Genomic DNA, 20,860 nt, shown 5'->3' on the forward strand with positions numbered 1-20,860 from the left:
TGGAGGCGCCATCATATAGTTATGTTATGTATCTGATAAGGAATGTTTTTTATAAAAAACCGCCAATTGTTCTCAGGGTGCAAACGCCCCCGTTAGCTTAATTCAGAACTTCAGGCTATGCATAAGGAATTACAACAGCATTACATGCTTTTTCATAAAATTCTATTGGTCCGGCAGCTCCAATGATTGCATACTCATAACCAATATTACTCATATCCCTTAAACAATGATGGAGTAACGAATAGCCAACTCCACTACTTCTATTTGATAACGATACGCCCATAGGACCAAAATAACATTTCTTATTCTTATATATATCAAAACCTGCAAAACCGACTATTTCATCTTTATTATCTAAAGCGATATATATCGAGGGTTCGCTTAATGAAAATGCTTCTCTTATAGTTTCTGACCATTCTTTTGAAAAATTTTTATCAACAAAGAGAACAAGGTCGGTTGCATCGTTATCATTCACTTTACGTATGATGTGAGAATTTGTTTTCGGTAATATGTAATGGCCAAGATGAGTGATCATATCTCGTGAAGTAGTTCCGAGGGTTAAAATTCTTTCCCTGTCATCATCTGATAAGAAACTGTCCGTAACATTAGTTGTTATTAAAGCTTTAAGTAAATGACCTTCGTTTACATAGGTTTGGTTATATTTTTTCATATAACTAATTGCAACTTCGAAAACCTTTCGTACATCTTCGGTTACACTGATGTTGAAAAAAGTACTGTTTGTTATATTTAGATTTGAAGGATTATCTATATTCTTATTCATCGCTCTCAGAGAAGTTATGTCTATAGTACATTTTAAAGATATTTCACCAAGCACTCCTGTTTTTTCATTTAAACAAGCTATAAATAAGTGCCTGGGTTCTAACACTTTAAGATTCGAAAATATAGCTGCTTCATTTTCTGCATTCCTCATGATTCTTAACATTCTACTAGTGAAATGTATATTATCATTATTCATTTTTAAATCCTCCTCCGTAGTTTTTATACCATATTAAACCACATATGTATGAATAGGTTATTAAACTTTCTTTTAAAACTGATTATATATCTTTTTCTAATCCCTGGATCTTTAGACTTCTTCAGTTAATTCAACCTCAATGGATGCATAGGTACTTGACTGATCAGCATTTAAAATATCCCATCGTGAGCATTCTTCCTTCATTTTCCCAGAAGGAAAATATCCACTATAACTTTTAAGCTTGGTGTTGTTATTAGGCATTTATTTACTCTATATTTGGCATAAGAAGGAAATTTTACAAAAGTAATGGAATATATAGTGGTAAGAGAAATATGCGACATATTTCTGCATAGAATGTCGGCAAAAAAGGGGCTACGGAAATGGAGTATCGAATCGAAAATCTTGATTTTGATTTAAAAGTTATTGGAAAAGGGAAGGTAGTTAAAACAAGTAGAGCCTCTAAAACAATTCCTACGCTTTGGAGTAGTGCCAAAAAAGATGGATTTATGCAACGATTGATTGTTATGTCCTGGGAAGATCCAAAATGTACACTTGAAACTCTTTTGGGCGTTTGTGGAAAAGAGGCAGCCATTACGGATGAAGAATTTACATACTTTATGGGCGTCCGATATGATAGAGAGGTTCCAAGTGATATGGAAACGCTCTTTATTCCCCATAGGACCTGGGCCGTTTTTCCAGGTATAACGAATGCTTGGAAGCGATTATACACAGAATGGGTTCCAACCTCAGGATATACACTTGCTGATATACCTTGTATTGAATGTTTTTATCCACCAAAGCATAGACCTAGAAACGAACTTTGGGTCCCTGTCATCCCTAAATAAATAGTAGGGTCCTTATCGAATCCGGTGTGGTAACTGCCATGAGAAGACCGCCAACTGGTGGACTTTCTAGAATCACACGTTCCATACAAGGGAGAATCTATCCTTCATGTAAAGGTCCATTCTTTGAACATAGAATGAAGATAGAAAGTAGGGAGGCAAATGGTTAGTCACAAGTATGATGAGTTTATTGAAATTGCAAGAAAACTAAACGATTTGGATATTATTCCATTGTTAATGGGTTCCGTTGGTTTAGAAGCTGTTACGGGAAAGAGTTGGGATGCTCAAGACTTAGATATTCATGTGCCTGGTGATAAAAGAGGGTGGGAAGTGCCGCCTGAATTATCTATACATAACTGGATTGATATCGTGAACATCATGAATTCAATGGAATATAGCCTAATAGATTTGCATGAACATGAGTTCTATAAAGAGGGGGTATCAGTAGAGTTCGGGATTATTGACACTTTACCAAATTTCGCAGGAGTACAATTAGAGGATTTAGAAATACATCAAAAGAGGAACGTGAAGTATTATTTACTAAATCCTGAGCAATATTTATGTGTTTACGAGTCTTCTTCTAAGGATAGTTACCGGGCAGACAAAAACAATCATAAAGATCTTAGAAAAATAGATTTCTTAAAAAGTATAATAAATAATTCACGGATACGTTAGCGGAAATAGGATTAGATTAATAGATCAAGTAGTCTGTTTATGAAAACGTTATCTAAAGGATGATTTACATGAATAAAAAAAGTATCATACAAGAAAAAAGGAATTTAGTGGAATGGTCGCGTTCTTTAAAGGATATTTCCAATGAATTATGGGTGAAACCATTCTATAGTGGCAGTTGGGGTACCTCAGAAGTAATATCTCATTTAATGTATTGGGACAAATTTATGATGGAAAATAGGATTACATATATCCTAAGAAATGAATGCATTCCTATAATAAATATAGATGTTGAGGCTATGAATAAAGAGGCTGCTGAATACGCCAGAGCAGGAATAACTAAAGAAGACCTTTTAAATCAATTTATTTTTGTTTGTGAAGAGCTGGTTAACCTAATAGGTAAAATCCCTGAAGAAAGATTTTTTCAACCTCTTCAAGGCAAAGAACATATAACTCTTAGCGAATATTTGGTAGGAATGATAGACCATGATCTGAAACATAAAATACAAATTGAGATACATATAAACAAGAACAATTATTAAAGTTTTTAACGGGAGGTGTTAGCCAAAAAAAGCTCCCAATTGGCGGTCGTTTGAAGGGTCAAAAGTCAGTAAAAGCGACTTTTAGGCCAACCTCTTTCAATGTACGATTCTTAATATAATCATACATTCTAATTCAACTAAAATACTCCTCTTGATAATAGAAAATAATACTACTTCAACTAAGAAGGATAAATAATTTGCTATCTCGAATAACAAAGAAATAAATTACATTTGAGTTAGGGGAATTATCTATGGGGACTATTATTGACTATTACACACAGTTTGATGAATGGGGGCGACTTGATCGTGAACCATTAGAATTTCAGGTCAATTGGCATTACATTCGAAAATATTTACCTCAAATAGGTAAGGTACTGGATAATGGTGCTGGACCAGGGAGATATGCAATGAGATTAGCTCAGCAAGGATACCAAGTAACTTTGACCGATCTTGTGCCAAGGCTTGTTGAGATCGCACAAGAAAAGGCTAAGGAAATGGGGGTTTCAGAACAATTTGGAGGATTTCATGTTGCGGATGCAAGAGATCTTTCAGCTTTACAAGAAAATCATTTCGATGCTGCTCTCGCCCTTGGTCCAATGTATCACTTACAATTAGAACAAGATCGCAATAAAGCAATTCAAGAATTATACCGAGTGACAAAAAAAGAAGGTATTGTATTTGTAGCTTTCATGCCGAGAATAAGACATGTACTATCATCGTTGTTATCCCCAGAAAATTGGAAACCAAATGATAACATGGAATCTATACTAGATTTTATGAATAGGGGTGAGTTTAATCATAGTGATAAAGGACGGTTTACAGGAGCTTATTACTTTAACATTGAAGACATTCAACCCTTTATGGAGTCTCATGGGTTCGAGACAATAAATCTAATTGGATCATCGAATATAGGAACTCTTCTATCAAAAGAGCAGTGGGCATATTGGCAAGATAAAGGAGATACTGAGTTTGGACAACTAATTGAGTTGTTAATAAAAACAGCGTCTGACCCAAATATTTTAGGCGTATCATCCCATATTCTTTATATAGGGAGGAAAGAAAAAAATTAAATTAATCTTAAAACGTATCAAAATGGTGCACTTAGCTCCATAAGAAGGCCGCCGATTGGCGGCCTTCTTAATGTACGATTCTTAGTATAATCATACATTCAAATTCAAATAAAAAAATACTCTTGTTCAACTATCGGGGCAGTTTAGTTGAAGAAGGACTTAATAATTTTTAGTCTAAATATCCACAATATAATGAGACAAGAAGTGCTATCTCCATCTATATAAACGTCATTATTGCGCAAGCTAATGAAGACAACTCCATTCAACTAAATAAGATTTCTGAGAAAAAAATACTTTCGATGATAAATTCTTTCGGTATATTCAGTAGAAAACTTGTTCTTTTGGAGGATATTAACTATATCGATACAAATATTTCTGCTCTGACACAACTACAACATATCAAGGCCATTTATTTAGCTGCTTTAAACTCTGAATAAACGTTTCAAGCAGCTTTTATTTCACCCCTTCCAAACCATTCAATAATCTTTTGAGAAAAATTTAGTTAATTGGTAAGCCATTTCCTCAGCGCTTTTTTCATATCTTGTTTTTTTCCAATGATATATCATACCCATTGTGGCACTAGAAGAAAACGAGAGATACAGTTCGAAATCTGTTCCTTTAGTGACATTACGAGCAATTACTTCGTAATGCAAGTCCAATAAACAATTAGTAAATTTAATCAAATATTTAATAGGTGCATTTTCAGATAGAAGTACATCATAAAAATCCCGATGCTTTATAATATGTTGGAATAAAGGAGTCACACTTTGGTTATTAGGGTTATCAAGATTTTCTAATACAAGTTGAGACTCTACTTTTAACTCCTCCATTAAATTCGTGAAATGCTCCATAAATAAATCGTCTATATTCATATAATGTGCATAAAATGTAGATCGGTTAATGTTTGCTAGTTTGCAAACTTCAACAACCGAAATATCACCAAATGTTTTTTTAAAAAAATAAATCCACAAAATGTTTATGAAGCAGGCTCTTTGTTTTAATCACACGTAAATCATTTGTATTCATCTTATCCTCCTCCACCCTTAAAATTATTCTACATGTTTTAATATAGTGTTGGTTAAACTACATTTAGATATCTATTGTTTGTTGTGAATTGACGCATATTATTATAATATTAACGTACACGTGTTGATTAAAAACACAAAGAATTCTTTGTTAAAAGGAGCGATTAGATTATGGGTTTATTAGAGGGTAAGGTAGTGATTATTACAGGTGCAGGGTCAGGAATGGGACGAGCACAATCCATTCTATTTATTCAAGAAGGGGCAAAGGTAGTGCTTGCAGATCTTAATCTGGATAGCATTACTAAACTAAGTGAAGAATTATCACCAGATGGAGATAGGGCTCTTGCAGTAAAGGTAAATATCACTGACAAGAATGAAGTTGATAATTTGGTTAGCCAAACAATAGAGAAATTTGGTCAAATTGATATTGTGTGTAATACTGCAGGGTTATTTGACAACCACGTTCCGTTACTGGAAACTTCTGAAGACCTTTGGGATAAAGTGATGAGTGTAAATACAAAAGGACTTTTCTACATTACAAAAGCAGTATTGCCATATATGATTGAAAAAGGAAAAGGTGTTTTTGTAAACGTAGCATCAGTAGCAGGTTTGAGTGGAAGTGGCGGAGGAATTGCATATACAGCATCAAAACACGCTGCCATCGGTTTTACTAGACAGTTGGCGACAGCTTATAAATCCCAAGGCATTCGTGCTAATATAATATGCCCTGGATTTATAGAAACACCAATGACAGCAAAGCAGTTAGAGGACCCTGTTATAATGGAAGCAGTAACAAGACATAGTGGAAGAATAGGGAAACCTGAAGATATAGCAAAGGCATCCCTTTTCTTAGCAAGTGATTATGCAGACTATGTTAATGCGGTACATATACCTGTAGATGGTGGTATGATAATGGGCTAATAAGTATAGCTGAATTATGTTTATATTAGATGACTGGACCCCATATTGGTTCAGTCTTTTTTATATTCAAATTAAAACTTTGCAAAATTTATGTCGTATATACGATATTTGCATCATTTTTGTTGGTGGTCGAATTCTACTTTTCATTCTATACTATTTATACAACAAGTGTTGGATATACAAAATATGTTGGAGGTGAGTGACTTGAATATTACAGTCTTTGGAGCAAATGGTCAAATTGGACGCCATTTCATCACATTCGCTCTGCAAAATGGCGATATTGTGAAAGCCATCGTCCGTCGTGAAGGTGCATTAGATATGACACATCCGAACTTAGAAACAATCGTTGTAGATTATAACAATCATGAACAGATGACACATATAATCGCTGGGCAAGATGCTGTTGTCAGTACACTAGGTCCGAGTTTATCAATGAGTCGAAAAGTTTTTGCGTTACCGATTACAAAGGCTCATGACATGATTTTACGTGTAATGGAAGAACAAGGTGTTAAACGTTTGATTACTCTTGCTACGCCAACAATAAAATCAGCAGATGACATAAAACAAGTGGTTACAGTGATGCCTAATATCATGGCGAAAATTCTTTACCCAACTGGTTATGCAGAAATGAAGGCGATTGAACAGCTCATTCAAAAGAGCAAAGTGGATTGGACGGTTGTACGAATCATTAATCCAAATATTAAAAATGATGGTAAAGGATATACGTTCACACTTGGGGATACAGCTGGGAAAATGTCAATCTCACGTAAAAACGTAGCAATTTGCATGGTTGAAGCATTACGAAAAGATGAATGGATTGGCAAAATGCCGATTGTTTATAACAAATAAAGGAGGAAATGAATATGCCAATTTTAACGTGGATTTTACAAGGACTTTTAGCCTTAATGATGATAGGTGCAGGTATGGGAAAGACGTTTGGTTCGAAAATGCATATTGAAGCGTTTAAACAATGGCAACTGCCACAATGGTTCCGTGTTGTCACTGGAATTGTTGAATTAGGGGCTGCAATTCTTCTTATTATTGGTTTCTGGAACAATACAGCTGCCATTATTGGTGCAGCGATTTTAGTAGCAGTAGGAATTGGCGGTGTCATTACACACGTTCGTGTGAAGGATTCAATGAAAGCAACAGTAACGATTTTAGTATTAGGTGTTTTAGCACTTATTTTACTACTAATCTTAGTTTAAGTAAGTGTACATCGTGTCAACACTTCTTAATAAATCACAATGATAGATCTCTGCCATTAGACTGCATAAGACCAGCTTCCTACATCAGATCTTATATTAACTAAAAAAGAAAAGGGCTGCCACTTGGCAGACTTTTTGAATGTACGAGGCTTAATATAATCATACGTTCATATTCAAGGGAGAAACTACCCTTAATGTACAAAGGAGCAGAATAGTTTTATAAAAAACACGTTACAAAAAGGGATTATTACTACTGAGACGAATAGATAATAATTAGATGAAGTTCAGTGTTGGCTTTTAAGGCTTTATCGGAACTAAAGGGGCAATTTTTGAACATAGTTATAGTGAAATAAAGAAGAAAGTGGAGAGGCAAATGGATAATCACAAGTATGATGAGTTTATTGAAATTGCAAAAAAACTAAACGATATTGAAATTATTCCATTGTTAGTGGGTTCCGTTGGTTTAGAAGTTATTACAGGAAAGAGTTAGGATGCTCAAGACTTAGATATTCATGTGCCTGGTGATAAAAGAGGGTGGGAAGTGCCGCCTGAATTATCTAATATAAATATTAATATCTTTGATAATTTCCCATAATGCTTCATCGTTTGTTTTCATTTATTCACTCCTCTTCTAAAAAAAGTTCTATCCTCATATTGTCAGATATACTGGTAATCAAAGAATTTCATATTATTGATCTGTTGTATATAAGTAATCTTTTTTCTTCAATTTGAATTTATGATTATACTGAAAATCATACATTTAGAAGACCGCCAATTGGCGGTCTTCTTAGGGTGCAAACGCCCCCGTTAGCTTAATTTAGAACTTCAGTACATCTTCCTTTCAAAAGAAAGAAAGTTTGCCTTCAATTTAAATTTAATACAAGAAAAATATTGGTATCAAAAATTGTTGGTGAATAAGCTAGCAATCAACAAGGGGATAGAAGGAGATAGAGAGCTTAAGGATTATATTTCATCGAGAAAAAAGTTAGGAAAATGCTTAGAGATAAGGATGAACGACAGCATTTTAAAAATTGGTTAGAAGCTAAACTATAATAATAAACTTTGTGAACACAGATAATGACTATATTAAAGGTCTTGTTTGTTGAATTAGGGTATTAAAAGGGGCAATAGGATAACTATAAATCCAGCCACTAATAAGAGCGTACCAAAAATTCGAGATAATAAGTTTTCGTCACCTGAAACTCCATTCCACAAAATGAGATTCACTAAGAAGAGGGCTTTTTTCTTGAGTACTAAAAAACCTATAAACATAATAAAAACCCCAATTAAGATGGTCATTATAGTTTCTATTATCATTCACCTCCAGTAATAATCTTATATACTTTAACATGAATATCCAATTATTTTTCTTTATTCACGTTAAAAAGGCGGCACAAGGCCAGTTTCCAAGATTAGATTATGTTAACTTAAAGAAAGAAAATTCCAACAATTGAAGTGACCCCTAAAATTTAGACATGGTTATTTCGCTAGGCAGTCTGTTGGGACAGAGTTCGATATTGTATCGGACTCTGTCCTTTTAATTTTTTCTTAATAGATTTGTTATTATAGTACCATTTGCTATTCCATCCTATACACTTCGTCCGTCAAACCCATCTTCTGCATTTCTGCTTTCACATATTCCTTCAATTCATCATCGTCCTGTATGAGGTAGAAAAATTGCAAGTTTCGAATAGTCGCCAATTTGGTTGCCTCGTCATTTCTCTTGAAAAATGCTCCAAGTCTTTTAGATTGATTGTTGAATCACGATTCATGGAAAACGTCTCATGAGTGGCAACTGCATGAGTACTTACGACCCCTAAGGTATCAAAAGTAGGGATGGGGGCCATTTTTTTTCTTTGCTCAGGTACTATCACTTCGACATATTCATATAGATCATCAATGGGTTTTCGGTTAAGTTCCTGTTGAATCCTGCTACAGACATAGGTACTTTGCTCAGAGTGCTCAGGGTCCGCCTCTGCTTCTTTGGCCACCCACTTTAAAAACTTATCATAGTCCTTCTTTTTTGAATAATTTAGTAGGTTCTCGATCATCGATGCATCTTTCAAGGTGAGGACGACATCTATAAATTCTGCAAGGTTTCTAGCTATGATTTTCACGTGATCTCCGAAATTCATGGGGCTAATGCTTTTCGTGTTTTTAACCATTCTGAGGTGGGAATTCTAGTAAATTATATGTTAACTCATTTTATTTTTAGTTGACATATATATTCAGGTGATTATAAAGTTATAGTATCGTTTTAGGTTTATCAATTGTTAGGAGTGGTTCTCGTAAAAATTAAGGAAATGACGTACATCGCTTTATTTGCGGCTGTGATGGGGGTATTGGGGCTGATTCCACCAATCATGTTAACTTTTACTCCTGTCCCTATCACTCTTCAAACGTTGGGAGTCTTGCTTGCTGGGGGAATTCTGGGGGCAAGGCTTGGAGCGCAGAGCCTTATTGTATTCTTGTTCATTGTAGCAGCAGGTATGCCGGTATTATCAGGGGGGCGTGGTGGAATCGGTGTTTTTGTAGGACCAAGTGCAGGTTTTTTGGTTGGATATGTTTGTACGGCTTTTTGTGTAGGATATGTGTTATCACGTTTTCGTAGATTAGAATTTAAACATATTTTACTTACGAATCTTACATTTGGAATCTTCATTAATTACCTATTCGGGATACCTGTTCAAGCATTCGTCCTGAGTCTGCCGCTTCTAGAAACGATAAAGGTAAGTCTGATTTATATCCCTGGGGATGTTTTGAAAGCTATTTTAGCATCGTTATTAATTTTTAAGCTTCGAAAGTATCCAGTATTTAATCGAAATTTGTCGAAAGCGGTTAAAGCGTCTTAGCGTATTGAAAGGAGAATTCAGATGAATGGTATTACTTCACCTTATGCAGAGCATGCGAATCATTTCCCGACTAAATGGGCGATTAGGACTGCAGACCAGAAAATTAATTATCTTGAATGGTATGAGTTGGTTCGTAAGACTGCCAACTGGTTTGATTGTCTAGGCCAAGGAAATAAAAAAGTCGGTATTTATATGCCAAACGGAATATCATTTCTACAAATCTTTGTAGGAGCTTCAACTGCCGGTTGGACGGCCGTTCCAATGGACTTGAAATGGAAGGAAGTGGAATTACAGAAACGACTTGCCCTCTCTGAGCCTTCTGTGTTGATCACTACAAAAGATTTCTATCCAAAAATCAACGTTCTCTATCCAAACGCCTTGATTTGGGAAGATTGTTTAGAGGAAATCAATCAGGGTCCTATTAGTCTAAGTGTAAAGGAACTTGGGAATGCCCCCTTTTATATGGGCTTTACCTCTGGGTCCACGGGTGAGCCAAAGGCATTCGTTCGTTCACATAATTCCTGGATTGAGAGCTTTCGTTGTACCCGTGCAGAGCTTGATCTGAACGAGAATGATCACGTAATCATCCCTGGGTCCCTCATCCATTCACATTTTTTATATGGAGCGATCAGCTTATTATTTTTAGGGGGAACCGTATACATACTAGAAAAATTCATGCCTTCTCAGACGTTATCATGGATACATAGATATCCGATTTCCGTAATATATATGGTGCCTACGATGGTCGAAGCGATGCTGAAAGAAACAGCTACCATCCGGGAGTTCATGAAAATCATTTCATCTGGAGCTAAGTGGGAGAAAGACTCGAAACGACGTTTGCAAGAAATGTTCCTTAACCTCTCCGTGTATGAATTATATGGATCGAGTGAATTGAGCTTTGTAAGCGTACTAAATGACGAGCAAAACAAACAAAGGCCGGAATCTGTGGGAAAACCCTGTTTTAATGTAGACATACAGATACGCAAGGCCAACCAGGAATTAGCAAGACCCTTTGAAATCGGGAAAATTTATGTGAAAAGCAGGATGGCGTTTATTGGCTACTTGAATGCAAATCATCAAGAGATCGAGTCTATTGTAGATGTAAATGGCTGGATGACAGTTCATGATTTGGGCTATCTAGATGAAGAAGGATACTTATATATTTCTGGACGTGAAAACAATCTGATTTTATATGGTGGAATCAATATTTTTCCAGAGGAAATAGAGGCTGTACTATCCACACATCCATATGTGGAGTTGGTCGCAGTTGTAGGAATATCCGACCCATATTGGGGCCATGTTACAACAGCCGTTATAAAGGGGGACGCTACTAAAATGGAGCTTAAGAGATTTTGTAAGACAAAACTGGCATCGTATAAGGTTCCACGGAAGTGGTTTTTCATAGAGGATATGCCGCTCACGGCAAGTGGGAAAATTGCTCGTGCGCAAATCAAACAAATGATAGAAAAAAAGGTCATTAGCCTATGAAACATGCAGTCATCGTCGAAGCTAAAAGAACGGCAATCGGAAAGAAGGACGGGATTCTGCGAACACTTCACCCGCATGAATTAGCAGCACCTCTCCTGAAATATCTAGCCCACGGTATCGAGGATAAAATTGATGATGTGATTCTCGGTAATGTTGTAGGTCCAGGAGGAAACGTCGCCCGCCTATCTGTTTTAGAAGCAGGTCTGCCTCTTTCGGTGCCAGGCATGACACTTGATCGGCAATGCAGTTCAGGAATAGAGTCGATTCGACTGGCTTGTCATTTTGTTCAAGCAGGGGCTGGGAAGTTTTATATAGCCGGCGGTGTAGAAAGTGCGAGTACATCTCCTTATCCAAGTAGGGCAAAATTCTCCACTGTCCGTATAGGTGATCCGGACATGGGAGTTGCAGCAGAATACGTGGCCCAGAAATATCAAATCAATAGAGAGAGACAAGATGAATATGCGCTATTAAGCTATCAACGCAGCAGAAAGGCGTATGATGAAGGAATCTACGAACAAGAGATTCTCCCATTTGGGCAGTTTACAAGAGATGAAGAATTGCTCCGGGAACGTAAAATGGAAAAATTGCTAAAACGGGCGACTCCTACATTTATAAAGGAGAAGGGGACCGTTACAGCTGCAAATAGCTGCGGTATACATGATGGTGGCTGTGCTGTTTTGGTTATGGAGGAAAATGTGGCAAATGAGCTTGGATTGCAGCCTGTTTTACGCTTTAAAGACAGCCAGGTTTCAGGTGTCCATCCCTTTTACCCAGGTATTGCCCCCGTTAAAGCTATCAGGGAATTATTACAAAGAAATGATTTGGAAATTGATGATATTGATTTAATTGAAATAAACGAAGCTTTTTCCTCTAAAATCGTTGCATGTGCACAAGAACTAGGGATTTCATACGAGAAACTGAATGTGCATGGAGGAGCTCTAACCATTGGACATCCATATGGAGCATCCGGGAGTATCTTGGTTACAAGATTGTTCTATGAGACTCAACGAAGAAAGCATGTGAAGTTTGTTTTGGCTGCGATCGGTAGCGCAGGTGGAATAGGGGTAGCTTTGTTATTTGAGGTGGCACAATGAGAATAGAGAATCAAACTCTTCTAATTAAAGATGCAGAAGTTCGGCAATTTATTCAACTAGCAGGAATGATGGATTCCATTTACCGGATTGAAAGGGTAGCAAAATCCTTTGGCTACAAAACGATTCCAATACCGCCTACCATGCCTATGATTGCCTATAAGCTCTTCGACGATAATCCTTGGATGTTGGGGGATCCCATCATCCATAGGAAACAGCGATGCGAGTACCACCAAGTCATGTATATCGATCAGCCATATGACTGTATCCTTTCATTAACAGATCAATCCCAGCACCGTGGCTATACGTTTGTCGATCAAGTCCTTCAAATCTATGACGAGAAAGGGACCCTTTGTTTTACAGGAACATCTCAGTTAATGGGGGGAAATGGTAGTGATAACGGTTAACTTTCGAGTAACGGAAAATGATGTCGTAGAATATGCGAACGTTTCTGGTGACTTCAATCCCATACACTTCAATCCAAAATATGCACAACAACAAGGCTTTTCAAAGAAAGTCGTTCATGGCATGTTAACTATGACCAAAATCTGGGGCATTATTTCAACCGAATTACTGAAACCACAATCAATACTAAGGAAGTACAGCCTTTCATTCTTACATCCTGTTTATGCAGGAGATCAAGTTACGCTTCATATTCTTCAACAAGAAAATAAAATCCGCTTTACGGGTTCAGCTGAAAATAAAACAGTGGTGAGAGGAACGATTATAGTGGGGACACTTTAATTGATTAATTGAGGTAATGCTAAATAGCATCACGATTGATGGGAAACGTGTAATCGCATCTTAAATGTTAACTTATTTTAAATATGGTTAACATTTATCGTGGATGATATCTAACGACTAGTGAATGGGAGATTCGAGATTATAGTTTCCATGTTTATTAGTTATGGCAATAGATTCAACGAAATTCTCTTAATTTAAATGACTATAAGAAACGAGGGGTTAGTTTTGGAAATATCGGTGAAGAAAGATTGGAAAATGCTAGCGGAGAACGTGATCAAAGGATATAAAGTAACAGAGGAAGAAGCTCTAGACATTATTCAAGCGCCTGATAACGAGGTTTTGGAAATTTTGAGTGCTGCTTTCCTAATTCGTCAGCATTACTACGGAAAGAAGGTGAAGCTGAACATGATCATTAATACGAAGTCGGGGTTGTGTCCTGAGGATTGCGGATATTGCTCACAGTCCATCGTATCAGAAGCGCCTATCGATAAATATGCTTGGCTGACTAAAGAGAAAATCGTCGAAGGTGCACAAGAATCGATTCGTCGTAAAGCGGGTACATACTGTATTGTTGCTTCTGGCCGGCGCCCAACGAATAGGGAAATTGATCATGTTATCGAAGCCGTCAAAGAGATCCGTGAGACAACGGATTTGAAAATATGCTGCTGTCTTGGATTCTTAAATGAAAACCATGCCAGCAAACTAGCTGAAGCTGGTGTTCATCGGTACAATCATAACCTTAATACTTCTGCAGATAATTATACAAACATTACCACCACGCATACATACGAGGATCGTGTAGATACGGTCGAAACTGTAAAAGAAGCTGGAATGTCTCCGTGCTCAGGCGCCATTTTTGGCATGAATGAGACTGACGTAGAAGCGGTAGAAATTGCGCTATCCCTACGTAACCTTGATGCGGATTCTATTCCATGCAATTTTTTGAATGCGATTGACGGGACACCTCTTGAGGGAACCGCCGAATTGACTCCGACTAAATGCTTGAAGTTAATTTCGATGATGCGCTTTGTTAATCCATCTAAGGAAATCCGACTTGCCGGCGGTCGTGAAGTAAACCTTCGTTCCATGCAGCCTATGGCGCTTTATGCAGCAAACTCCATCTTTGTCGGGGATTATTTAACAACAGCTGGACAAGAACCAACTGCGGATTGGGGCATCATCGAAGACCTTGGTTTTGAAATTGAAGAATGTGCTCTTTAGAAGAAATGAATGCTCTATAGGTAAAAGGGAAGGCTTCTAATCAGAGGCCTTCCCTTTTAAAATGTTTCACAAATGACCGAACCGGTCTTGGACGTGTCGTAGTCACCCAAGCTATTGATTTCGGACTGAAAGGAAGTGGATGTTAAAATTCCCTTCATGATCTGTAGCAGTTGCTCGTTTTTAGGAGTTTTCAGTATCACTAAATCATACCGTTCGGTTATTAGTGGAACGAAATCCACCCCGACGATTTTCGCCGCCTTTTCAATTCCTACCCCTACATCCGCTAACCCCGCTGAAACAGCTGAAGCCACGCTCAAATGATTGGTCTCTTCCTTTTCATAGCCCTTTAGGTGCCGGGCTGAAATCTGATGAATCCTAAGCTGCTCATCAAGCAGGATACGTGCGCCCGATCCTCTTTCCCGATTAATGATTGTCATATCCTGATTCAGATCAGACCAATTGGCGAGATGGAGCGGGTTTCCCTTTTGGACGTAAAAGCCTGCTTTCCTTGAAACGAGGTTGATTAACATATAAGGATACCCGACTAAAATTTTCTTAATATAAGGAAGGTTATATTCCCCTGTATCTCCATCAAACATATGGACGCTGGCGATATCCGCTTCTCCGTTATACATCGAGATCAGCCCGTTCAGACTGCCTGTGTTGGAACGTAATGTTTTATAGGATGAATCTCTTTCTATGTATTGACCAAGGATATCTAGGACCATGTCTTGTCCACTTATGACAAGGTGATGGGATTCCTTCGATTGAACTTGTTGCTTTTCGATAATCGGTGCAGGGGAGGAAGTGGATTTATGGCCTTGAATATAGTTGTCCAAGTCTTTTGCATCCATTCTCATCTGCCTGCCGACCCTGAATACAGGGAGTTCACCCTTTTTCACAAGATCATAAATCGTTAGCTTGGATACCTTCAATAGCTGTGATACTTCTTCAATTGTATAGGATAGCTCTTTTGACATGTGCATCCCTCCAACTTTATTGTATCGTAGTGGTCGAACGAAAGTAAATTCACAGAGGAAAATATTAAGTATTTCTTTTTTAGTATTTTCTTATTATAATTACATATAACTAGTTATAACTAAATATAACTAGAAAGAAGGGAAGAAGAATGTTGAAGAAATTATATCTTATTATCTCGATTATGTTACTCGTTGTAATCGGGGCAGGTTGTTCATCAGATGAAAAAAATGCAGACACGAAAAAACAGGAAGCAACGGAGAAAGTCGATTTAACGATTTCGGCAGCCGCAAGCTTGCAGGATGCCTTGAACGACATAAAAACAAGTTTCGAAAAAGAAACACCAGATGTGAACGTGAACTTTAATTTTGGAGCTTCAGGAGCCTTGCAACAACAAATTTCCAAAGGAGCACCTGTCGATTTATTTTTCTCAGCGGCAGAAGATAAATTCGATACATTAGTCGATGAGGGCCTTATCGATGAAAAACAAGGAACGGATCTAGTCGGTAATGACCTTGTGTTGGTTGTTTCAAAGGAATCGGATAAAAAAATCAACACGTTGGATGACATCACGAAAGCTAAAAAGATTTCAATTGGCACGCCTGAATCCGTTCCGGCAGGTCAGTATGCGTTACAAACGTTGGAGAACAGTGGCCTTTGGAAAGAGGTAGAAGAGAACGTAATCTATGCCAAAGATGTTCGCCAAGTACTTACATATGTGGAAACGGAGAACGTGGATGCAGGCATGGTGTATAAGACGGATGCGTTGACTTCATCGAAAGTGGATATTGTGACAACCGCAGGGGATGATTTACACGACCCAATTATCTATCCAGCAGGTGTGATCAAAGATAGTTCACACCCAAAAGAAGCACAGTTATTTTATGACTATCTCCAAACAGAAGAAGCAATGAAGATTTTTAAAAAGTACGGATTTACCGATTTGAAATAATGAAAGGGGCTGCCGATTTGGCAGTCTTTTTATTTTTCCTTATAATTCCTATTTAAGGAACTTTTACAAGGGTGTATCATGTATACTGATGGAAGTAGCTAGTCGGAATAGAGGGAAATTGAATGGCGTTTATTAGAGAAAATGCTTATGTGAGGTTCATCCTATTTTTCATCATCATCTTTTCTAGCACTATTTTTTTAGAATATAGAGCAGAGCATGAAGCTCATTGGATCGATAATCTAATTAAATCGTTGATTTACGTGACATCGTACACATGCGTGACTCGTTTTTTGAAAAATAACTTCGACAAGGAGCGCACGTAAAGGAGGAGCATAATGGATGATAGTATAGGTTATCTTATCGTCGGAATTTTAATTATCGGATTCACATTTGGATTTGCTCTACAAATTCAACAAGTACTTCGCATGAGGAAAAAGAACGAACCGTTACAAAAAAGAGTGCGATATGTTCACTATGTACGCTGCGTCGCGTACGCAGGATTTTTATCGGCCTATGTCTTGAATATTATCCCGCAAACGTTCCTTACGGATAATCAGAGCAATATAAGCTGTTATCTGTTCCTTATCATTTTATTAGGGACCTATTTTAAAAAATCATGGAGTATGCAGAAGGTGAAACTATGAAAAGAAAAATGGGCATCGTGCTGACGCTGCTTGCAGTCATCGGCATTACGATATATGTGACGCCAGGATTAGTGAATAAAGTGAAGAACAGTCCCCTAAATGTTCTATATACATATAACGTCACCAAGTCCTTTACGGAAAAATCGGACGAAACGGTTGAAGTGGCATCCGTGCCTTTGGGGGAAGTGAAGAAAGTAAAAGATGTGTATCATACGGATATAAAGATCGAAGGTGCACCTCGCCATATTGAAAGCGTCGTGGCCGAAAGCTTAAGTGAGCCTCAGGAGTACGGAGGGAGAAGTACACTGACCGGACCGGACGAAGGGTTTAAGATTCGAGTATTTTATCGCACGAAGCATTATGATAAAGGAGAATATACGGTGACGCGAACCAATAGAATCACGGGGAAAGAGAAGGAGTACACAGGAACTTATTATGAACCGAGTGTTCATGATCCTTTAATCAATTGGTCACGTGATTATAAGTGACGATCGTTCACGAAGTAAAGAAGGGACTTCCTTAATCGGAAGCCCCTTTCCTGTACCCTTATTTCCACTTGCGATCGTTAATCGAAAACGTCAATTTTTCCGGTTTTACATAATCTTCTGGATCCGAGATGAAGCGTAGTTTAGGCCGTTTTGATTTTGGCAGCCTTTCGAGTTCAGTCTCGAGGGCTTCTTGATAATTGGTTCCTTTTGTCGTGATCGGTGGTGCCCAATTATCGTGATGGGTGGGCACGAACACTTTTGGTTGAAGAGCCTCGATATACATCCTTGGGTCCCGTAACCCGTTGGTGAACTGGTTGAATCCCATGATGGCTCCGACCTGTACATCCGGTTTGGAAAGGGCACCGAGTACGTTTGTCAGTTCCGGGGCTTCTTCTTTTATTGGTCCTGCTGAATCGTTCCAGGTAAGGTTGAATTTGCCGACCTTAAACTGATAAAGCAATGAGCCGCCTTCTTCGTCTGTCAGCGCACTACTTAGGAGCTTTCTGAATTCCTTTGGTTTAGCTGGGTGCTCCACGGCATAGCTTAAATCAGTGACGGTCAGGAGCGGCTTGCTAGGATCACTTAGGTCATTCGGCAACAGATCGGAGTGAACATGTTTGACTGCCTTGATCTCTACACCTTTTAAAAAGGAAAGCTTTGAAGTCGTACCGATTTCCGCATCTTCAGGAACGGCATGTATACAGGATACATCCACATCCTCTTCTACCTGTCCTTTTATATAGGCACAATGTTCAGGCGTTCCGACAAGCTTGGCACCAGACTTTGAAATGATCTCGGCAGCATCTGCCGCATGATCAAAATGAGCGTGGCCGATGAAAATGGCTTCCGGTTTCAGCTGGGCCAGCTCATCTGGAGAGGTAGGGACATATCCCGTATACGTACCCCGTGGAACCCAGGAATCCAGCAGGACAACATGCCCGTTTATCGCTGCGGCGAAGTTGGAAACGCCAAACCAGGAGAGGATGACCTTATCTTTACGGATCGCCCCGGTCTTGTGGTTTACATGCTCCTTGCCAAAGAACTTTTCACGTGCTTCAATCATTTGCTTCTTATCGCTATCCATGGGTTTTGCCTCAACGGTTGAAGCTGTACTTCCTAGCTGCCAGGCAAAGAATCCAAGGATGATAAACAACGATAGTTTCCACCTCATATATATGACCCTCCCGAGTAGAATGTATTTGTTGAACGTCTATAAATAATATTTCCCGTTCTATCGACCTAGCAAACTAATGAATGTGCTAACTGAATGGTCCTATATAAAAACGGCTGAATCGATTACGATCCAGCCGTTTTTGAGAGGTATTACCTGGAATAAAGGTCACGGATGAATTCACCGTCTTTTGTGTTAAAGAACTCCTCCACGTTTTCTTCCGACGGCACTTGTCGAACCGTAAAAGGGATCTGCTTCTTTTGAATGATGGCATCGATTTTCTTGATTGTAGGAAGATTTCCTTCCAAAACTCCTTCCCACATATCGATTTTCTTTCCATCTTTAAAATGGAGGATGTACTTATTGTTAAAATGGCGTTGGTGAGGAGTCTTTGTGCTAGAAGTGATGGAATAGTCGATGACAACGCCTTGTACATCCTCTTCCCAGGAATACTCTTTCTCTTTCAAACTCCAAAACGGTGCAAACTGAATCTTCTCATCACTTATCACGAGTGCATGTGTCACGCCTAAATAAAGAAAGGGCAGTGATAAAAGAATGGGAAACCTTACTAAACTCCAAATCGTTAGAGCATGTTTTTTGAATTCTAGAAAAGACTTTTTGTGAATCCCTTGTTTAATGGAAAAATAGATTCCAAAAGTGGCAATTCCATAGAGAGCGGCACTTATGGAATAGACCCAATAGCAACTAGCGGGGGTTCCGTAAAAAAGGATTCCTTCCGTATGATGAACCTGCCTGTTGACCCAATAGAATATAAAGAACCAGAGGGTGCAAAAAGGGAAGTACAATAAGAAAAAACGCCACCATTTTGCTTTCTCGGATGTTTCTTTCCCCACGATTATTCCTCCTATAAGACTATTTTTCTGTCTTTGATTATTAAACTATATCATACGTATGGTAAAATAAACCAACTGTATGAAATGAATGACTTTCATTCGGGTAATTCCTAATATTGGATATTGAAAGGTTTTTTGCCATTCGGTCAAGAATATACAATGTAGGGCTATTTGGGAAAGTGATTTCATATTGAAAGAGGTGATGGTAGAAATAAAGCTGAAGAGACATTATGGAATGAAGAAGGTGATTGGTATGAGGAAAGTGGAGGTTGTTTCTCATCAAGAAGAGTGGGCGCAAATGTTTCAGGATGAATGTGAAAAGCTATTAGGGATATTTAAGAATGAGGTTTTGAACATCTACCATATTGGGAGTACGGCCATTCCTACGATCCACGCTAAGCCGGTCATTGATATGTTGGTGGAAGTAAAGCGGCTAGATCGTGTGGATGAGCGGAATGAAGATATGAAGAACATCGGATATGAAGCCATGGGAGCCTATGGAATTGCCAGGCGACGTTTTTTCGTGAAAGGTGGGGACTTGAGGACCCATCATGTTCATGTTTTTCAAAAAGGCAATGAGGAGATTACCCGGCATGTCCTATTCAGGGATTATATGATTGCCCATCCAAAAGAAGCTCATAAGTATAATCAGCTTAAGAAAAGATTAGCGAAGGTATTTCCCAATGGGATGGCTGAATACATAGAAGGAAAGAATAAGTATATAAAAGAGATAGATAAACGGGCAAAAAAGTGGGCGGGACCGTCTAATTGACATATCTAATTAAATAGATATAATGAATGCATGGATCATTTACTCATTTTTAAAGCATTATCTAATGAAAAAAGACAGTTAATCTTACAGTGGTTAAAAAATCCTGAAGAAAACTTTATCCATCAACAACATGATGGACAGTTCAATGATGGAGTCTGTGTAGGGAGTATCCAGGAAAAATCGGGTCTCGCACAATCTGTCATCTCCAGTTACCTCGATATGATGCAAAAGGCGGGTCTGTTGGAGTCCAAACGAATTGGTAAATGGACATACTACCGCCGTAATGAACAAGTCATTCAGGAATTAGGGGAGTTCATCAAGAAAGAGTTATAGGTAGACGTTCACGGAA

Annotated in this window: 23 protein-coding genes and 1 pseudogene; 18 read left to right on the top strand and 6 right to left on the bottom strand. The window is 38.2% G+C overall.

The features are described from left to right. Positions 1–115: 115 nt before the first annotated feature. The gene (locus ACIQXN_RS13550) at positions 116–976 is read right to left on the bottom strand and encodes a GNAT family N-acetyltransferase (protein WP_402967210.1); all 861 of its coding nucleotides are present in this window, start codon (positions 974–976) and stop codon (positions 116–118) included. A 365-nt stretch (positions 977–1,341) separates the two neighbouring features. On the opposite strand from ACIQXN_RS13550, the pseudogene ACIQXN_RS13555 reads away from it, so the two are divergent. The 4 genes and pseudogenes from ACIQXN_RS13555 to ACIQXN_RS13570 form a co-directional block, all read left to right on the top strand. Beyond that, positions 1,342–1,821: pseudogene (locus ACIQXN_RS13555) on the top strand (GyrI-like domain-containing protein); the annotation flags it as partial. Between the two features lie 159 nt (positions 1,822–1,980). Next, positions 1,981–2,493, top strand: coding sequence for a phosphoribosylanthranilate isomerase (locus ACIQXN_RS13560; RefSeq protein ID WP_402967212.1), 513 nt, complete (start codon positions 1,981–1,983; stop codon positions 2,491–2,493). A 68-nt stretch (positions 2,494–2,561) separates the two neighbouring features. Further along, positions 2,562–3,032 (top strand): DinB family protein, encoded by a 471-nt coding sequence (locus ACIQXN_RS13565; RefSeq protein WP_402967214.1) that lies wholly within the window; start codon positions 2,562–2,564, stop codon positions 3,030–3,032. 251 nt (positions 3,033–3,283) lie between these two features. Beyond that, positions 3,284–4,102 (top strand): class I SAM-dependent methyltransferase, encoded by an 819-nt coding sequence (locus ACIQXN_RS13570; protein ID WP_402967216.1) that lies wholly within the window; start codon positions 3,284–3,286, stop codon positions 4,100–4,102. Positions 4,103–4,578: 476 nt separating this feature from the next. On the opposite strand, the gene ACIQXN_RS13575 is transcribed toward ACIQXN_RS13570, so the two are convergent. Further along, the gene (locus tag ACIQXN_RS13575; RefSeq protein WP_402967218.1) at positions 4,579–4,932 is read right to left on the bottom strand and encodes a TetR-like C-terminal domain-containing protein; all 354 of its coding nucleotides are present in this window, start codon (positions 4,930–4,932) and stop codon (positions 4,579–4,581) included. A 366-nt stretch (positions 4,933–5,298) separates the two neighbouring features. On the opposite strand from ACIQXN_RS13575, the gene ACIQXN_RS13580 reads away from it, so the two are divergent. The 3 genes from ACIQXN_RS13580 to ACIQXN_RS13590 all read left to right on the top strand — a co-directional run bounded on the left by ACIQXN_RS13580 (position 5,299) and on the right by ACIQXN_RS13590 (position 7,256). Continuing rightward, the gene (locus ACIQXN_RS13580) at positions 5,299–6,048 is read left to right on the top strand and encodes an SDR family NAD(P)-dependent oxidoreductase (protein WP_402967220.1); all 750 of its coding nucleotides are present in this window, start codon (positions 5,299–5,301) and stop codon (positions 6,046–6,048) included. Between the two features lie 204 nt (positions 6,049–6,252). Next, a complete protein-coding gene (locus ACIQXN_RS13585; RefSeq protein WP_402967222.1) occupies positions 6,253–6,897 on the top strand; it encodes an NAD(P)-dependent oxidoreductase in 645 nt (214 codons plus the stop codon). A gap of 14 nt (positions 6,898–6,911) precedes the next feature. After that, on the top strand, positions 6,912–7,256 hold the full coding sequence (locus ACIQXN_RS13590; protein WP_402967224.1) for a DoxX family protein: 345 nt from the start codon (positions 6,912–6,914) through the stop codon (positions 7,254–7,256). Positions 7,257–8,899: 1,643 nt separating this feature from the next. On the opposite strand, the gene ACIQXN_RS13600 is transcribed toward ACIQXN_RS13590, so the two are convergent. Beyond that, positions 8,900–9,373, bottom strand: a complete 474-nt coding sequence (locus ACIQXN_RS13600) for a hypothetical protein (RefSeq protein WP_402967227.1) — start codon at positions 9,371–9,373, stop codon at positions 8,900–8,902. Positions 9,374–9,559: 186 nt separating this feature from the next. On the opposite strand from ACIQXN_RS13600, the gene ACIQXN_RS13605 reads away from it, so the two are divergent. The 6 genes from ACIQXN_RS13605 to bioB all read left to right on the top strand — a co-directional run bounded on the left by ACIQXN_RS13605 (position 9,560) and on the right by bioB (position 14,652). Next, positions 9,560–10,108 carry a biotin transporter BioY gene (locus ACIQXN_RS13605; RefSeq protein ID WP_402967589.1) on the top strand — a complete coding sequence of 183 codons (549 nt, stop codon included), beginning with the start codon at positions 9,560–9,562 and terminating at the stop codon, positions 10,106–10,108. A gap of 21 nt (positions 10,109–10,129) precedes the next feature. Next, positions 10,130–11,596: an AMP-binding protein gene (locus ACIQXN_RS13610; RefSeq protein ID WP_402967230.1), complete on the top strand. Its 1,467-nt coding sequence runs from the start codon at positions 10,130–10,132 to the stop codon at positions 11,594–11,596. Then, on the top strand, positions 11,593–12,690 hold the full coding sequence (locus ACIQXN_RS13615) for an acetyl-CoA C-acyltransferase (protein WP_402967233.1): 1,098 nt from the start codon (positions 11,593–11,595) through the stop codon (positions 12,688–12,690). Before ACIQXN_RS13610 ends, ACIQXN_RS13615 begins: the two co-directional genes overlap by 4 nt. Beyond that, positions 12,687–13,094, top strand: a complete 408-nt coding sequence (locus tag ACIQXN_RS13620; RefSeq protein WP_402967236.1) for an FAS1-like dehydratase domain-containing protein — start codon at positions 12,687–12,689, stop codon at positions 13,092–13,094. Before ACIQXN_RS13615 ends, ACIQXN_RS13620 begins: the two co-directional genes overlap by 4 nt. Further along, positions 13,081–13,431 carry a MaoC/PaaZ C-terminal domain-containing protein gene (locus tag ACIQXN_RS13625; RefSeq protein WP_402967239.1) on the top strand — a complete coding sequence of 117 codons (351 nt, stop codon included), beginning with the start codon at positions 13,081–13,083 and terminating at the stop codon, positions 13,429–13,431. Before ACIQXN_RS13620 ends, ACIQXN_RS13625 begins: the two co-directional genes overlap by 14 nt. Positions 13,432–13,629: 198 nt before the next feature. Then, the gene (gene bioB / locus ACIQXN_RS13630; protein ID WP_402967242.1) at positions 13,630–14,652 is read left to right on the top strand and encodes a biotin synthase BioB; all 1,023 of its coding nucleotides are present in this window, start codon (positions 13,630–13,632) and stop codon (positions 14,650–14,652) included. A 56-nt stretch (positions 14,653–14,708) separates the two neighbouring features. Here the strand turns inward: bioB and ACIQXN_RS13635 are convergent, their stop codons facing one another. Then, positions 14,709–15,632, bottom strand: a complete 924-nt coding sequence (locus ACIQXN_RS13635; RefSeq protein ID WP_402967245.1) for a substrate-binding domain-containing protein — start codon at positions 15,630–15,632, stop codon at positions 14,709–14,711. Positions 15,633–15,784: 152 nt separating this feature from the next. Here ACIQXN_RS13635 and modA point away from each other — a divergent pair, with 152 nt between their 5' ends. From modA to ACIQXN_RS13650, 3 genes are all read left to right on the top strand, one after another. Beyond that, on the top strand, positions 15,785–16,582 hold the full coding sequence (gene modA / locus ACIQXN_RS13640; protein WP_402967591.1) for a molybdate ABC transporter substrate-binding protein: 798 nt from the start codon (positions 15,785–15,787) through the stop codon (positions 16,580–16,582). Between the two features lie 335 nt (positions 16,583–16,917). Next, the gene (locus ACIQXN_RS13645; RefSeq protein WP_402967248.1) at positions 16,918–17,226 is read left to right on the top strand and encodes a hypothetical protein; all 309 of its coding nucleotides are present in this window, start codon (positions 16,918–16,920) and stop codon (positions 17,224–17,226) included. Next, on the top strand, positions 17,223–17,714 hold the full coding sequence (locus tag ACIQXN_RS13650) for a hypothetical protein (protein WP_402967251.1): 492 nt from the start codon (positions 17,223–17,225) through the stop codon (positions 17,712–17,714). Before ACIQXN_RS13645 ends, ACIQXN_RS13650 begins: the two co-directional genes overlap by 4 nt. A gap of 58 nt (positions 17,715–17,772) precedes the next feature. On the opposite strand, the gene ACIQXN_RS13655 is transcribed toward ACIQXN_RS13650, so the two are convergent. Together ACIQXN_RS13655 and ACIQXN_RS13660 are read right to left on the bottom strand one after the other, a co-directional pair. Continuing rightward, entirely contained in the window at positions 17,773–18,885 is a 1,113-nt protein-coding gene (locus tag ACIQXN_RS13655; protein ID WP_402967254.1) for an MBL fold metallo-hydrolase, read from the bottom strand. Between the two features lie 152 nt (positions 18,886–19,037). After that, on the bottom strand, positions 19,038–19,739 hold the full coding sequence (locus tag ACIQXN_RS13660) for a hypothetical protein (RefSeq protein WP_402967257.1): 702 nt from the start codon (positions 19,737–19,739) through the stop codon (positions 19,038–19,040). 235 nt (positions 19,740–19,974) lie between these two features. Here ACIQXN_RS13660 and ACIQXN_RS13665 point away from each other — a divergent pair, with 235 nt between their 5' ends. Both ACIQXN_RS13665 and ACIQXN_RS13670 read left to right on the top strand, forming a co-directional pair. Then, a complete protein-coding gene (locus tag ACIQXN_RS13665) occupies positions 19,975–20,511 on the top strand; it encodes a GrpB family protein (RefSeq protein ID WP_402967260.1) in 537 nt (178 codons plus the stop codon). Positions 20,512–20,541: 30 nt separating this feature from the next. Then, positions 20,542–20,844, top strand: coding sequence for an ArsR/SmtB family transcription factor (locus ACIQXN_RS13670; protein WP_402967263.1), 303 nt, complete (start codon positions 20,542–20,544; stop codon positions 20,842–20,844). Positions 20,845–20,860 lie beyond the last annotated feature (16 nt).

This window comes from Peribacillus sp. NPDC097295 (genome assembly GCF_044761665.1).
Classification (GTDB): Bacteria; Bacillota; Bacilli; order Bacillales; family DSM-1321; genus Peribacillus.